Genomic DNA, 14,458 nt, shown 5'->3' on the forward strand with positions numbered 1-14,458 from the left:
AGCCCGCCCAGAATACCAGGCCAAACCCCGCCAAATCGTCAGGAGATGCAAAAGCAAGCCGCCAACCCCGTTGGCCGCCCGCCGATGAACCGGGGTATACGGATCATGCCCCAACCCGTCAACCGCCGGAAACGAAAAAAATTCACCGCGGACGGCGCGCGGAAAACTTTGCTGCGAGTGTCACGTGCGCCCTCCCCTCCTGCGGTGACGCGCGCGCCGAAACGTGCCTCAATCTCGACATGCTGGGCCACGACATCGGTGGCTGGCCGCTGGGCGGCGCCGTGCGCGGGAAACCTGCGCGGGCGGTTGTCAGAGAACAGGAACCTCATCGTGAAGCGCGGCCGTCTGAAGATCGGGGAGCGGGACGGCCCAGCGGAGGGACGCGTCCCGGGGCGTTCGCCGAACGGCAGTCTTCCGGCCCTCGACCTTCTCGGGCCCGATGCGGCGCGGATCGACCGGCGTGACGTCAACCTGCGCTGGCTCTGTGCCAGCGCGCTCACGGGCCTGACCGGTGCGGCCCTGATCGGTGCGGCGATCCATGTCTCGCTGGAGAGCGAGGCCTCCTTCGCGGCGATTCCGGAACGGGCCTCGACCGCGGTCCGGCCCGCTCTCAGCGACGGCACGGCCAATGTCGCCCGCAAGAGCGACCGGCTGGTCCGAAATCTGATGATCGCCTCGGCCAAGCAGAGCTTCCGCTCGCCCGTGACGGTGCGGCTGGGTGACCGCGAGATCATCAAGGTGCGTCCCTTCATGCGCGTCTCGACCGCACTGTCGATGACGACGGGCGTGTTCGCGACCGAGATGCCGCGCTTCGATCCCATGAAGCTCAGCACGGACGAACCCCTGGAGCGCGCGCCCGAGCCGGGCCTGGCGGATGCGCCAGGCGCCGAGGTCTCCGTAATCAAGCGCGATCTCGCCGGCATCGACGTCGAGCCCGGCGCCCCTGCCCTGTCCGACGACGACGTGGCGGCGCAGATCGAGGAGGAGCGCCGCCTCTCGGTCGAGGCGGGCCGCCGCGCCGCGATCCCGATCGCGCCCCAGATCATGCTGTCGCGGACCCTGCAGCAGGGAATGGCGGGGTCGCGCTTCGATCCGGCGTCGCGCCTCGGCGACGAGGGCTCGCCCTTCAAATCCATCGACGTTCTGGTGGTGCCCGAGAACGTCACCAGCCTGGCCAAGAGCGGTGTCGGGGCCGAGCCGCCTCTCGTCGAGGAGCGCGACCTCGCCCTCAAGCGCGGCGAGACGCTGGAGGCCGCCCTCAAGAACACGGCCCGCGCCAGCGACGAACAGATTCGCGGTATCGTGGCCGCCCTCGGCGGGCGCACACGGACGGCAGACCTCTCCGAAGGTCAGCAGTTCCGGGTCCAGGTCGCGCCAGGGCCGCGGCCCGGCGATCCGCGTCAGGTCACCCGCGTGGTGCTCTACGGCGAGAGCGGCATCGAGGGGATCGCGGCGATCAACGATCGCGGCACCTTCGTCTCCGTCGCGCCGCCGACCGAAGACGCTCCCTCGCGGACGGCACCGGCCGTGGCGGACGCCTCCGAGGACGGCGAGGAGGAGGGAGGCACGGGTCCGCGCCTGTATCAGAGCCTCTACGAGACGGCGGCCCGGCACGACCTGCCCCGCGGTGCCGTCGACGACCTGGTCAAGATCTTCGGCTACGACGTGGATTTCCAGCGCCGGATCTCGCAGGGCGACAGCCTCGACGTCTTCTATACCTTCGACGACGAGGGTGCGCAGGGCTCCACCGAGCGACCGGAACTGCTCTACGCCTCGCTCAATCTCGGTGGCGAGGCCCGCAAGGTCTTCCGCTTCCAGTCCCCCGACGACGGAACGATCGACTACCTCGACGAGCAGGGCCGATCGCTCAAGAAGTTCCTCATCCGCAAGCCCATCGCCGACGGCATCATGCGCTCGGGCTTCGGCTATCGGCGCCACCCGGTCCTCGGCTACGCGAAGCTGCATACCGGCGTCGACTGGGCGAACCCGATCGGCACGCCCATCGTGGCGGCCGGCAACGCGACGGTGCTGAAGGCGGATTGGGATTCCGGCTACGGCCGCCGGGTGGAACTGCAGCACATCAACGGCTACGTCACGACCTACAATCACATGTCCCGCTTCGCCCGCGGCGTCACCGCCGGCGCCAAGGTGCGCCAAGGCCAGGTGATCGGCTATGTCGGCTCGACCGGCCTCTCCACCGGCGCCCACCTCCACTACGAGGTCATCATCAACGGGCACTTCGTCGACCCGATGAAGATCCGCGTCCCTCGCGGGCGCGAACTCGACGGGCGGATGCTCGCGGAATTCACCCGCCAACGCGAGCAGATCGAGGGCACGATGCAGAAGTCGCGCACGGCCTCCGCCATGGCCCAGCGCGACGCGATGCGCTGATTCGCGCCCCTGCGTTCGGGTTCTCGATGCCGGCTGCGTCCCTGGGCTGATCGCCGTCGTTCAGGCGAATCCGAGGCGGGTCCGTATGTCCGCCGGGCTCTCGCCGGACGCGCGCAGGTCGGCGAGGGATTGCGAGCCGCGGGATTTCGCGAGCTTCTCGCCCGAAGCGTCCAGCAGCAGATCATGGTGATGGTAGCGCGGCGACGGCGCCTCGATCAGGGCCTGCAGAAGGACGTGCAGGTCGGTGCTGGCGCGCAGGTCCGCGCCGCGGACCACGTGGCTGATGCCCTGGAGGGCATCGTCCATCACGACGGCGAGGTGATAGCTCGTCGGCACGTCGCGACGGGCGATGACCGGATCCCCCCAGCGCGCTGGATCGGCAGCCTCGTCCCATTCGGTCCCGATTTTGCGGACAGGCCCCCTCCCCTCCCCCGCCGCGACGGCGAAGGCGCGCACCCTGTGCGGGCCGGGTGCCGCGGCCAGGGCCCTGGCCGTATCGAGCCGCCAGGTATGCGGTTCTCCGGCGGCCCGTCGCGCATCGGCGACGCCCCTGGGCAGGGCCCGGCAGGTGCCCGGATAGAGCGGCGCTCCATCGGGGTCGCGGTTCAACGCCGTGCCGCCGTCGGCAGACCCGGCCTCCGCCGCCGCGGCGATCACGCCGCGCGAGCAGAAGCATGGATAAGCCAGGCCGCGCTGGGCCAAGGCGGAGACCTGACGCCGGTAGGCGTCGAAATGCTCGGATTGGCGGCGCTCCGGGGACGCGAACCGCAAGCCCAACCAGGCGAGGTCGTCGCGGAGCCCCTGGATCAGTTCGGGGCGCGACCGGACCGGATCGATATCCTCGATCCGCAGCAGCAAGCGGCCGCCGGTCCCCCGCGCGAGGGCGTCGTTCAGGAGGGCGCAGGCCGCATGTCCGAGATGCAGGCGGCCGTTCGGGCTGGGGGCGAAGCGGAATATCGGGGCCTTCACCGACGGACCCCTTCCGACCGTCGTTCGATCAGCCGCCGACGCGGCGAAGGCAACTCTGTTCCTTCGCCACGCAGGCGATCCCCGGGAGGGAGCAATGGATGCCCCCCTCGACGCGCTGGCAGACGCGACAGCCGTCGCCCCACTCGGCGCAGGCCGTGTCCTCGCTCGGCGCGACGCTTGCCTTGGGGTGCGACGGCGCCGGTATGGCGGCTCCGATCAGCACCGTCGCGGCCGTGAGGGCGACCACGCCCCAGGCGACGCGGCGGTCATGGTTGCGCGTCGGCGCATCGGAAATCAGGTCATCGGCCATGGCGCGGTGTTCGCGCGGGAGAACCGGCGTGTCAACGCTCATGCGGCCGCCGCACGACGGGCCAGCAAGTCCGGTAGGGCCTGCAGATCCAGGGGCTTGGCGAGAAAATGATCGAAGCCGGCCGCTCGGGCCTCACGCTCGTCGTCGCGGCCCGCATTGGCGGTGAGCGCGACGAGCCGGAGGGCGGACGCGTGCACTCCGCTCTCGCCGGCCCGAATCCGTCGCGCGGTCTCGAGCCCGTCGAGGCCGGGCATGCGGATGTCCAGGAGGGCGAGGTCGAAGGGCACCGCGTCGGACGCCTCGCGGATGCGGGCGAGCGCTTCCTCCCCGTCCCGCGCCAGGACGACGATCGCTCCGAGGCGCTCCAGGGCCTTGGTCGCCAGCAGGGCGTTGATCGGGTTGTCCTCGGCCAGGAGCACGCGCGGTCCGGTGGCGATCGGGGTGCGCGGCGTCTCCGGCTCCGGGCGAAGAAGATCCGGATGCCGAATCGCCTCCAACGGCGCCGGGCGCTCGCTGCGGGGAGAGGACGGCGCGAGCAGGCGATCGAACAGCGAACGGGCGCGTACCGGCTTCACGAGGTAGCTGTCGAACCCGGACGCGGCTGGCGCGCCGAAATCGCGTCGATCGAAGGGTGAGAGCAGCACCAGGCAGCAGCGCACGCCGTGACGCCGCGCCTCCCCGGAGAGGCTTCGCACGGCGGCGTCCCCGAGCGTGCGATCCGCCAGCAGGGCGTCGAAGGCTGCCCCCGGCAACGCCGCGAGCCCCGCCGCGAGGTCCGGCACCACCAGGGCGGAGGCCCCGGACCGCGTCAGCCGGCGCGCGAGGTAGGGCGCCTGGAACGGCGAAGCCGCAACGATAAGGACTCTACGCCCAGCGAGGCCGGGCGGGCGCTCCCGCTCCGCCTCGGCGATGCCGAGCGGGAGGGCGACGGTGAAGGTGCTGCCCGTGCCGAGGCGCGACGTCGCCGCGACATGGCCACCCATTCGGGTGACGAGGCGGCGCGTGATGGCGAGGCCGAGCCCGGTTCCCTCGTGCCGGCGGCTCGCACTGTCGTCGCCTTGCTCGAATTCCTCGAACAGGCGCGGGATGCGATCTTCCGGGATGCCCGGACCCGTATCCGAGATGGCGATGCGCAGATGACCGTCACCGTGGGTCAGTTCGACCCCGACGCCACCGGTCCCCGTGAACTTGATGGCGTTGCCGGCGAGGTTCACGAGGATCTGCCGGACCCGGTCCGCGTCACCGATCACGAAACGCGGGACATCGTCGGCGACATCGACCGCGATCTCGATCCCCTTGTCCTGGGCCCGGGGCGCCAGCAATTCCACGACGCCCTCGGCGATCTCGGCCGGATCGAAGGGCTCGGCGGCGAGGTCGAGGCGCCCGGCCTCGATCCGCGAGAAGTCGAGGATGCCGTCGATCAGGGTCAGCAACGCCTTGCCCGAGGTGCCGATGGCCTCGACGTAGGTGCGCTGCTCCGGATCGAGCCCGGTCTCGAGGACGAGGTCGGCCATGCCGAGAATCCCGTTCAGCGGCGTGCGGAACTCGTGGCTCACGGTGGCGAGGAAGCGCGACTTGGCGACGTTGGCCGCCTCGGCCCGGTTGAGAGCCTCGTCCAGGGAGCGGGCGGATTCGACCCGCTCGGTGATGTCGGCACCGGCGCGCAGCCACTGGGTTTCGCCGTTGCTGCCCGGCACCGGCATCTCGATGAAGGCGTACCAGCGTGGCGTCCCCGAAGCCGGGGCGAGCCGCATCTCGATCCGGCGGACGCCGTTCGCCTGCCGCACGATCTCACCGGTCTCCAGCACCTCCGGCTGGCGGGCCGTGCCGAGAAGCGACAGGGGCGCGGCTCCGACGAGGCGGCCGAAGCCCTCGTTGGCGAAGGTGATCCGGCCCTGGGAATCCTGCTGGACGATGATCTCCGTTGTGGCTTCCACCAGGGCCCGGTAGCGCTCCTCGCTCTCCGAGAGGCGCCAGATCCGGTCCTCCAGCTGCTCGGTGCGCGCCCCCTCCTTCCCCATAAGCTGGAGGCCGACCATGGGCTGACGGGTGCGCGCGCGCAGGAGCCAGCCTGCCAGGAACGCGAGGCCGGCCGGGAGGACGACGAGGACGATGTCGGGCAGAGTCATGCGGCCAGCCCCTGGCGGGTCGGGACCCCGCTGGGCTTCGACCATGCCGCCCGAGGTTGAAGGCCGGCTTTCGAAAGGCTGTTAAAGGTTCGTTGCCGGACACCCCTGGGATTGACGCGACGTGCCGCACGCTTCACGGGCCGGTCGCGATGGTGTAGGCGCGGCGGCTTGATCCCGGGCCGCGCCCCCGGCGGCTCCGAGGAACGCGAGACGTGAGTGTCATGACGGCTACGAGTTCGGCAAATCCCGGTCAGGCGCGGATCGCCGCCACCTTCGCGCGCTGCCGCGCCGAGAAGCGCGCGGCGCTGGTCACCTACGTCATGGCCGGCGACCCGGATGCCGAGACCTCCCTGAAGGTGCTGCAGGCCCTGCCGGCCTCGGGAGCCGACATCGTCGAGTTCGGACTGCCCTTCACCGATCCCATGGCCGACGGTCCGGCGATCCAGGCGGCGGGCCTGCGCGCGCTCAGGCACGGACAGGGCGTGGTGCGGACTCTCGACCTCGTCCGGCGCTTCCGCGAAGGCAATGCCGAGACGCCGGTGATCCTCATGGGATACTACAACCCCATCCATGCCTACGGTGTCGCGCGCTTCCTGGACGATGCCCTCGCGGCCGGCATCGATGGCCTGATCATCGTCGACCTTCCGCCGGAGGAGGACGATGAGCTCTGCCTGCCGACGCTCGACAAGGGCTTGGCCTTTATCCGACTCGCCACACCGACCACCGACGAGAAGCGCCTCCCGGCCGTCCTCGCGAACACGGCAGGCTTCGTCTACTACGTCTCGATCACGGGTATCACCGGAACGGCCAAGCCGAACTTCGACCGGGTTGCCGAAGCCGTGGGCCGGATCCGCCGCCACACCGACCTGCCGATCGTGGTGGGCTTCGGTGTGCGCACCGGCGCGGATGCCGCCGCGATCGCCCGCGGCGCCGACGGAGTGGTGGTCGGCTCGGCCCTGGTCGATGCCATGCGGGCGACCCTCGACGCAGAGGGCGCGTCGCAGGGCGGGACGGTCGAGGCCGTCAGCGCCCTAGTGCGCGAGTTGGCCGAGGGCGTTCGCTCCTCGCCCCGCGCCTGACGCAATTTGCAGAGACCTTCCGGCTCGCTCGCTTCGAACCCGCACAAGGACGCCGTCGCATGATGGTTGAACCGATGAACTGGATCTCGGAGGTTGTTCGCCCCAAGATCAAGACCCTGTTCAAGCGCGAGACCCCGGAGAACCTCTGGGTCAAATGTCCCGACACGGGCCAGATGGTCTTCCACAAGGAGGTGGAGAGCAACCATTGGGTCATCCCGGGTTCCGAGCACCATCTGAAGATGAGCGCCCAGGCGCGCCTCAAGATGATGTTCGACGAGGGCACCTGGATCGACGTTCCCCTGCCGGAGGTCGCCGCGGACCCCCTCAAGTTCCGCGACGAGAAGCGCTACGTCGATCGGCTGAAGGACGCCCGGGCCAAGACCGGAATGGCCGACGCCTTCAAGGTCGGCTTCGGCCGGGTCTCCGGCCTGCCGATGACGCTGGCGGTGCAGGATTTCGCCTTCATGGCCGGATCGCTCGGCATGGCGGCCGGCGAAGCCTTCGTGCGCGGCGCCGAGACGGCGCTCGACAAGCGGACCCCCTACGTCCTGTTCTCCGCCTCCGGCGGCGCCCGCATGCAGGAGGGCATTCTCTCGCTGATGCAGATGCCCCGCACCACCGTGGCGGTGCGCCGGCTCAACGCGGCCAAGCTCCCGTACATCGTCGTGCTCTCCAATCCGACGACCGGCGGCGTCACCGCCTCCTACGCCATGCTGGGCGACGTCCATCTCGCCGAGCCCGGTGCGCTGATCTGCTTTGCCGGCCCCCGCGTCATCGAGCAGACGATCCGCGAAAAGCTGCCCGACGGATTCCAGCGCGCGGAATACCTGCGCGACCACGGCATGGTCGATCAGGTCGTGCACCGGCACGCCCTCAAGGACACGATCGCCAACCTGTGCGGTCTCCTTATGAACCAGGAGCCCGGAGCACAGCCGACCCGGACGGCCGCTCCGGTCCCGGAGCCCGCCTGAGGCGCCACACCCCGCCCCCTCCCCTTCGCGACACGACGTTCGATCATGGATTCCTCCGACGCGCTGATGGCGCGCTTCCTCGCCCTCCACCCGCGCACGATCGACCTGTCGCTCGGGCGGATCGAGCGCCTGCTTGCCCGGCTCGGACATCCCGAGCGCAAGCTTCCGCCGGTGATCCACGTCGCCGGGACCAACGGGAAGGGCTCGACCATCGCCTTCATGCGGGCGATCCTCGAGGCGGCGGGGCTGGCGGCCCACGTCTACACCTCGCCCCATCTCGTGCGCTTCCATGAGCGCATCCGCATCGGCGCGATTGGCGGCGGGCACTTCGTGCCCGAGGACCAGCTCGCCGATGCCTTCGCCCGCTGCGAGGCCGCCAACGAGGGCGAGCCGATCACGGTGTTCGAGATCACGACGGCCGCCGCCCTGTTGCTGTTCTCCGAGCAGCCCGCGGACGTGTTGCTCCTGGAGGTCGGCCTCGGCGGCCGGGTGGACGCCACGAACGTGATCGACAATCCCGCAGCCGCGGTGGTGACGCCGATCGGGCGCGACCACGCGGAATACCTCGGCGACACCGTCGAGGCCGTGGCCACGGAGAAGGCCGGGATCTTCAAGAAGGGCTGCCCGGCGATCATCGCCGCACAGGACTACGCCGAGGCCGATTCGGTGCTCTGCCGCCTCGCCGAGGCCGCCGGGGCCACGCCGATCCGCGTCGGGAACCAGGACTTCTCGGTGCATGCCGAGCGCGGGCGTCTCGTCTATCAGGACGATCTCGACCTGTTCGACCTGCCGAAGCCGCGCTTGAACGGCCGGCATCAGTTCACCAACGCGAGCACGGCGATCGCGGCCCTACGCGCGGCCGGCTTCGGCGATATCGGCACCGCGGCCATCGAGGCCGGTCTCAACACCGTCGAGTGGCCCGGGCGCCTGCAGCGCTTGAACCGCGGGCGCCTGTCCGACCTCGTGCCGCAGGGCGCCGAGCTCTGGCTCGACGGCGGCCACAACATCGACGGCGGGCGCATCCTGGCCGCCGCCATGGCGGATCTCGGCGAGCGCTCGGACGTGCCGCTGGTCCTCATCGTCGGGCTGCTGGGCACCAAGGACGCGGAAGGCTTCCTGCGCAATTTCATCGGTCTGGCGCGGGTGCTCATCGCGGTTCCGATCGCCGGGCAGATGGCGGCCAGACCCGCGGACGAGGTCGCAAGCATCGCGACGGATGTCGGTCTGAACGCGCAGACGGCGCCGAGCGTGGAGGCCGCGCTCGAGAGCTTGGCCGATATCGCGTTCGAGCAGCCGCCACGCATCCTCATCTGCGGTTCGCTCTACTTGGTGGGTGCTGTCCTCACGGCGAACGGGACTCCTCCCATCTGATTTCTCCCATCTGATTTTCCTTCACTTTTCGGGGTTCGATCACGACCACGTCAGCTCTGCTGTGTGACCCTGGCGCTACATCTTGGCTGTGGAAACTGCAGTAGGTTCTCCATCGATCGGGCATATCGCTGGGGATCAAATAATGAAAAAGCTTCTTACGTCTTTCGCGGCCTTCACGGCCCTCACTGCAGCTGCCTCGGCCGCTGACCTTCCGCGTCGCGCTGCGCCGCCGGTGTTCGTGCCGGTGCCGGTGTTCACCTGGACCGGCTTCTACGCCGGTTTCAACGCTGGTTACGGCTTCGACGCCTCCAGCAACAACCAGGCGACCGTCATCGGCGTCAACGGCGCCAGCACCCTGGTCCTGCCGGGCACCACCGCTGTGGTCGCTTTCGGCAACGGTCAGAGCAACGACGGCTTCGTCGGCGGCGGCCAGGTCGGCTACAACTACCAGTTCACCCCGGGCTCGGGCGTGGTCGTCGGTATCGAAGCCGACGCCCACACCGGCCCGCTGGCCGCCCAGCAGGTCTTCAACCCGGCCGGCATCTCGGGCCTCGACTACTTCGGCACCGTCCGTGGTCGTCTCGGCTACGCCTTCGACCGCGTCCTGTTCTACGGCACCGGCGGCTTCGCCTACGGTTCGGGCGGCGGCCGCGACTTCGGTCTGCCGAACCGCAGCCGTGACGACTTCCAGACCGGCTGGGCCGCTGGCGGTGGTATTGAGTACGCGCTCCCCACCGACTCGTTCCTGAACTTCTTCCGCTCTTCGGCCGTCACGCTGAAGGTCGAAGGTCTGTACGTGAACCTCGACCAGGGCAACCGCAACAACGGCGCCTTCGCCATCAACAACGCCGGCGCCGTCATCACCACCGCCAGCCCGGGCGTCGTCCTGGTCAGCGGCGGCACCCAGGTGCGCAACACCGAGTTCGCCGTCGTCCGCGCCGGCCTGAACTACAAGTTCGGCTCGTACTAAGCCGACATTACGGGTCTCGAAACGGAGAAGCCCGGCCGCCAGGCCGGGCTTCTTCCGTTTGGTGCCTCATGCGGCAAGGCGCGAACGCACATGCAGGCGGAATCTCCGCCCACGAAAAAGCCCGGCATCACGCCGGGCTTTTTCCTTCTCAGACCCAAACCGAGACCGCCGTGTCGGCGACCTCGCAAGCCGGGTGACTCAGGCGCTGGCCTGGATCCAGCGGGACAGATCGCCCTTGGGCGCTGCGCCGACCTTCTGGCTCGCGAGCTGGCCGTCCTTGAAGATCAGCAGCGTGGGGATCGACCGGATGCCGTACTGGGCGGCGATTCCCGGGTTCTCGTCGACGTTGACCTTCGCGATCTTCACCTTGCCCTGGAGATCGGCCGAGATCTCCTCGAGAGCCGGGCCGATCTGGCGGCAGGGACCGCACCACTCGGCCCAGAAATCCACTACGACCGGCTCCGCGGACTGGAGAACGTCCTGCTCGAAGCTCGCGTCGGTCACTTTCACCGTCGCCATGGGGAAACTTCCTTTCCGGTACCGCGCCTGCGGAACCACCTCTTCGCCGTCATCGCACCGCGAGACTGTGCGCTGTCGACCAGACTTGGCGATGCCATGGGGAACGGTCAAGGCATCCTGCACCGTAAGCGGGGCTGACCTCCCTCCGGAACAAGCATTGTCCACGGCCCCTCGCCGGTCCCGCTCGGGTGATCCCCATTGACCCAACCCTCGTCAAAGCGTGTCCGTCGCCCCATGTCCCTCTCGTCCCTGCCCCGGCGGGCCGCTCGGCCGGCCGACGGGGCTCGATCCGAAGCCGGTCCCGCGACCGGCATGGAGGAACACCCGACGTGAAGCGCACCCCCTATCGCCTGCTCGCCACCGCAGCCCTCCTCAGCCTCGGCACGGCCGTCCATGCGCAGGAATCGGCAGGGACCGAACCCAGGCAGCCCCGGGTGGGCGGCGATGCCTTCGCGGCCCCCACGAGCGCAGCCGCCGGCAACAGCCCGGCGGAGACGGAAGCGCCGAACGCGCCTTACAAACCGCTCCTGCCGAACCAGACTCGGGCTCCGAAGCCCGAAGTCGCCACGCAGGTGAAGACTGAGGTGGTGGCCAAGGGCCTCGACAGTCCCTGGGCGATGGAGTTCCTGCCGGACGGCCGGATGCTCGTGACCGAGAAGGCCGGCAAGCTGCGGATCGTCGCCAAGGACGGGACGCCCGGTCCGGCGATTCCGGGGGTGCCAAAGGTCGACGCACGGGGTCAGGGCGGTCTGCTCGATGTCGCCCTCAGCCCGAGCTTCCCGGCGGACCGGCGAATCTATCTCAGCTATTCGGAGCCGCGCGAGAAGGGCAACGGCACCAGCGTGCTCCGTGCCAAGCTGATCGAAGAGAACGGCGTCGCTCGGCTCGACGAGGTCAAGGTGATCTTCCGACAGATGCCCACCTATGACGGCGACAAGCATTTCGGTTCACGCCTCGTGTTCGCGCCCGACGGCAAGCTGTTCGTCACGGTGGGCGAGCGCTCCGACAAGGTCACCCGCGTCCAGGCGCAGGATCTCACCAGCGGCCTCGGCAAGGTGTTCCGCATCGACACCGACGGGAATGCGCCCAAGGATAACCCGTTCTCGGGCGGCGAGAAGGCCAAGCCCGAGATCTGGTCCTACGGACACCGGAACGTCCAGGCGGCCGCCCTCGACCCGCAGGGCCGGCTCTGGACCGCCGAGCACGGCCCGAAGGGCGGCGATGAACTCAACCGGCCCCGCCCGGGCGTCAATTACGGCTGGCCCGAGGTCACCTACGGCCTGGAATACAGCGGCGAGAAGATCGGCGAGGGCAAGACCCAGGCGGGCGGAACCGCACAGCCGGTCTATTACTGGGACCCGGTGATCGGGCCTTCGGGAATGGCCCTCTACACCGGCGACGCCTTCCCGGCCTGGAAGGATGCCTTCCTCATCGGTGGACTCGTCAGCGAGGGCATCGTCGCGGTGAAGCTCGACGGCGACAAGGTCGTGACCGAGGAGCGCATTCCCCTGCAGGCCCGCATCCGGGACGTTCGGGTCGGCAGCGACGGTGCGGTCTATGCCGTGACCGAGGGCGCGGACGGCAAGATCCTGAAACTGACCCCCGGCAACTGATCCGCAATCCCGGCCGGCGGCCCGACAGCAGGGCCGCCGGATTCAGGGATCGGGGATCAGGCGCCGCCGCAGACGCTCCAGGGTTCGACCGAAGGCCGCGGGCTCGTCCAGGGCCCGCGCCAGGACGAGCCCCCCCTGGATCGCCGCGACGGCCTCCTCGGCGAGGTCAGCCGCTGCCTCCGGGCCGTGACCGACCTGCCTCAGGGCAATGGCCAGGGCGGTACGCCAGGCCACGAAGTATCCGGCGATGCGCGCAGCGAATCGATCGCGTCCCTCGGTGAGGGCGAAGGCGCCGACGAGGCAGGCCCGTCCGCCGGAGCGAAAATAGGCGTCGGTTTCCGACAGCATCCGGGTGATCCCCGCACGGGGATCGGCCTCCTCCCGAAGCGGCGCGTAGATCCGGGTCTCGAACCACGCTGCGATCGCCGTGAGCACAGCCTCCGCCATCTCCGCCTTGCCCCCCGGGAAGGCGTGATAGAGGCTTCCCTTGCCGAGGCCGGTGCGTGCGCCGAGGAGCGCGAGACTGGCGCCCTCGTAGCCGTGCTCCCGGAAGACCTCGGACAGGATCGGAATGGCTGCGGTCCGAGCGCCCGCACCCTGTCCCACGTCGAGTCTCCTAGAGGCCGAGCTCGGTCAGGCCCGGATGATCCTCCGGACGCGGCGCGGCGCGGTTCCACCGAAACCTGCGCTCGGATTCAGTGATGATGAGATCATTGATGCTGGCATGGCGCTCGCGCATCAGTCCGTTCGCGTCGAAGGCCCAATTCTCGTTGCCGTAGGCGCGAAACCACTGCCCGGATGCATCGTGGAATTCGTAGGCGAACCGCACCGCGATCCGATCATCGCCGTGTGCCCAGATCTCCTTGATCAGACGATAATCCAGTTCGCGAGCCCACTTGCGCTGCAGGAAGGCCACGATGGCGGGCCGACCGGCGAAGAACTCGGCCCGGTTCCGCCAGCGGCTGTCCGGCGTGTAGGCCAGCGCGACCTTCTCGGGGTCACACCCATTCCAACCATTCTCGGCGGCCCGCACCTTCTGGATCGCGGTCTCCCTAGTGAAGGGCGGCAGTGGCGGACGCGATTCGGACATGGCGGCATTTCCCTAATTCACGCTGGGCGCTGCAGCGTCTGTACCGATCGGTACAAACGCCCATCCGGATCGTCAAGCGTGTCCGAGGATCGTGAGCCAGACGATGGTGGTGACGATCGCCAGCAGGGTCGAGAGCATCACTGCGGCGGCGACCACCCCGGTCTCGGTCTTGTAGCGCGAGGCCAGCAGATAGGCATTGATCCCCACGGGCATGGCCGCGAACAGGGTCGCCACGCCGGCATAGGCCGGCGGCATGGTGAAGACGTGGAAGGCCAGGACCCAGACCGCGAGGGGATGGATCACGAGCTTCAGGCCAGTGATCACCATGGCACTGGGCAGGTCGTGCAGGACCCGGTAGCGGACGAGCCCGGCTCCGAGAGCGATGAGCGCGCAGGTCGAGGCTGTCCCCGCCAGGGCATCGACCAGGGACTTGACCACACCGGTGGGGGCGAGCCCGAGCCCTTTGAGGGTGAGGCCGGCGATGAGCGCCAGGAAGATGGGGTTGCGCAGGAGAACCAGCGCCAGTCCGCGCAGGCGCCTGAGGATCGACGCCTGCCCATCCGCCTCGATCAGGAAGGTGGCACAGCCCATCATCAGCGGCAGATGCACCGCCAGCAGCATGAAGAGCGGGAAGGCCCCCTCCTCGCCATAGGCCTGGAGGATCATGGGCACGCCGATGAAGACGGTGTTCGATTGGCTGGCGGCGAAGCCGTGCAGGATCGCACCGCGCCGCTCCACGCCCTCGCGGCGCAGGCTGAGAAGCGAGCCGATCAGCCAGGACAGCCCGGCGCCACCGAAGTAGCTGAACCAGTAGGACGGCGTGATCTCGCCGGTGAGACCCGGGCGCGTCAGCGTCGCCAGGATGAGGGCCGGGACGGCGATGGAGAAGACGTATTCCGAGAGGCCGTCGCTGACCTTGTCGGACAGGAAGCCAGCCAGGGCCGCGATCCAGCCGACCAGGATCAGCCCGAAGATCGGGGTAACGAGCGACAGGACGGTCATCGACGGCGGACCGGTGCTCCAACGCGAACGGTCGCCGTACGCGC

At 69.2% G+C, this 14,458-nt stretch carries 13 protein-coding genes; 6 read left to right on the forward strand and 7 right to left on the reverse strand.

What is annotated here, in order from left to right; translation table 11 throughout:
- The first annotated feature begins 450 nt into the window (after window positions 1-450).
- A complete protein-coding gene (locus ASF58_RS20135) occupies window positions 451-2,391 on the forward strand; it encodes a M23 family metallopeptidase (RefSeq protein WP_244477427.1) in 1,941 nt (646 codons plus the stop codon).
- A gap of 60 nt (window positions 2,392-2,451) precedes the next feature.
- Here the strand turns inward: ASF58_RS20135 and gluQRS are convergent, their stop codons facing one another.
- The 3 genes from gluQRS to ASF58_RS20150 are packed head-to-tail and all read right to left on the reverse strand — an operon-like array spanning window position 2,452 to window position 5,799.
- Complete coding sequence (gene gluQRS / locus ASF58_RS20140; RefSeq protein WP_055956765.1) at window positions 2,452-3,360, reverse strand: tRNA glutamyl-Q(34) synthetase GluQRS; 909 nt, start codon at window positions 3,358-3,360, stop codon at window positions 2,452-2,454.
- 28 nt (window positions 3,361-3,388) lie between these two features.
- Window positions 3,389-3,670, reverse strand: a complete 282-nt coding sequence (locus tag ASF58_RS20145) for a hypothetical protein (RefSeq protein ID WP_055956768.1) — start codon at window positions 3,668-3,670, stop codon at window positions 3,389-3,391.
- 38 nt (window positions 3,671-3,708) lie between these two features.
- Entirely contained in the window at window positions 3,709-5,799 is a 2,091-nt protein-coding gene (locus ASF58_RS20150; RefSeq protein WP_055956771.1) for an ATP-binding protein, read from the reverse strand.
- A gap of 221 nt (window positions 5,800-6,020) precedes the next feature.
- Between ASF58_RS20150 and trpA the strand changes: the two genes are divergently transcribed.
- The 4 genes from trpA to ASF58_RS20170 all read left to right on the forward strand — a co-directional run bounded on the left by trpA (window position 6,021) and on the right by ASF58_RS20170 (window position 10,190).
- Complete coding sequence (gene trpA, locus ASF58_RS20155; protein ID WP_055956774.1) at window positions 6,021-6,878, forward strand: tryptophan synthase subunit alpha; 858 nt, start codon at window positions 6,021-6,023, stop codon at window positions 6,876-6,878.
- A gap of 62 nt (window positions 6,879-6,940) precedes the next feature.
- Window positions 6,941-7,849 (forward strand): acetyl-CoA carboxylase, carboxyltransferase subunit beta, encoded by a 909-nt coding sequence (gene accD / locus ASF58_RS20160; RefSeq protein ID WP_055957143.1) that lies wholly within the window; start codon window positions 6,941-6,943, stop codon window positions 7,847-7,849.
- 45 nt (window positions 7,850-7,894) lie between these two features.
- Window positions 7,895-9,220 carry a folylpolyglutamate synthase/dihydrofolate synthase family protein gene (locus ASF58_RS20165; protein WP_055956777.1) on the forward strand — a complete coding sequence of 442 codons (1,326 nt, stop codon included), beginning with the start codon at window positions 7,895-7,897 and terminating at the stop codon, window positions 9,218-9,220.
- A gap of 142 nt (window positions 9,221-9,362) precedes the next feature.
- Window positions 9,363-10,190: a hypothetical protein gene (locus ASF58_RS20170; RefSeq protein ID WP_055956780.1), complete on the forward strand. Its 828-nt coding sequence runs from the start codon at window positions 9,363-9,365 to the stop codon at window positions 10,188-10,190.
- 198 nt (window positions 10,191-10,388) lie between these two features.
- On the opposite strand, the gene trxA is transcribed toward ASF58_RS20170, so the two are convergent.
- Entirely contained in the window at window positions 10,389-10,709 is a 321-nt protein-coding gene (gene trxA, locus ASF58_RS20175; protein WP_055956782.1) for a thioredoxin, read from the reverse strand.
- Window positions 10,710-11,059: 350 nt separating this feature from the next.
- Between trxA and ASF58_RS20180 the strand changes: the two genes are divergently transcribed.
- A complete protein-coding gene (locus tag ASF58_RS20180; RefSeq protein ID WP_244477428.1) occupies window positions 11,060-12,322 on the forward strand; it encodes a PQQ-dependent sugar dehydrogenase in 1,263 nt (420 codons plus the stop codon).
- 42 nt (window positions 12,323-12,364) lie between these two features.
- On the opposite strand, the gene ASF58_RS20185 is transcribed toward ASF58_RS20180, so the two are convergent.
- The 3 genes from ASF58_RS20185 to ASF58_RS20195 form a co-directional block, all read right to left on the reverse strand.
- On the reverse strand, window positions 12,365-12,928 hold the full coding sequence (locus tag ASF58_RS20185; protein WP_055956787.1) for a TetR/AcrR family transcriptional regulator: 564 nt from the start codon (window positions 12,926-12,928) through the stop codon (window positions 12,365-12,367).
- Window positions 12,929-12,938: 10 nt separating this feature from the next.
- On the reverse strand, window positions 12,939-13,412 hold the full coding sequence (locus ASF58_RS20190; RefSeq protein WP_055956790.1) for a nuclear transport factor 2 family protein: 474 nt from the start codon (window positions 13,410-13,412) through the stop codon (window positions 12,939-12,941).
- Between the two features lie 72 nt (window positions 13,413-13,484).
- Window positions 13,485-14,414 (reverse strand): AEC family transporter, encoded by a 930-nt coding sequence (locus ASF58_RS20195; RefSeq protein WP_055956793.1) that lies wholly within the window; start codon window positions 14,412-14,414, stop codon window positions 13,485-13,487.
- Window positions 14,415-14,458: the final 44 nt, after the last annotated feature.

The sequence above is a fragment of the Methylobacterium sp. Leaf125 genome (assembly GCF_001423085.1).
Lineage (GTDB): Bacteria > Pseudomonadota > Alphaproteobacteria > Rhizobiales > Beijerinckiaceae > Methylobacterium.

Coding starts and splice junctions, on each gene's coding strand:
- accD (WP_055957143.1), top strand. CDS start 6,941: ATGGTTGAACCGATGAACTGGATCTCGGAGGTTGTTCGCCCCAAGATC.
- trpA (WP_055956774.1), top strand. CDS start 6,021: ATGACGGCTACGAGTTCGGCAAATCCCGGTCAGGCGCGGATCGCCGCC.
- ASF58_RS20190 (WP_055956790.1), bottom strand. CDS start 13,412: ATGTCCGAATCGCGTCCGCCACTGCCGCCCTTCACTAGGGAGACCGCG.
- ASF58_RS20145 (WP_055956768.1), bottom strand. CDS start 3,670: ATGGCCGATGACCTGATTTCCGATGCGCCGACGCGCAACCATGACCGC.
- trxA (WP_055956782.1), bottom strand. CDS start 10,709: ATGGCGACGGTGAAAGTGACCGACGCGAGCTTCGAGCAGGACGTTCTC.
- ASF58_RS20195 (WP_055956793.1), bottom strand. CDS start 14,414: ATGACCGTCCTGTCGCTCGTTACCCCGATCTTCGGGCTGATCCTGGTC.
- ASF58_RS20165 (WP_055956777.1), top strand. CDS start 7,895: ATGGATTCCTCCGACGCGCTGATGGCGCGCTTCCTCGCCCTCCACCCG.
- ASF58_RS20150 (WP_055956771.1), bottom strand. CDS start 5,799: ATGACTCTGCCCGACATCGTCCTCGTCGTCCTCCCGGCCGGCCTCGCG.
- ASF58_RS20170 (WP_055956780.1), top strand. CDS start 9,363: ATGAAAAAGCTTCTTACGTCTTTCGCGGCCTTCACGGCCCTCACTGCA.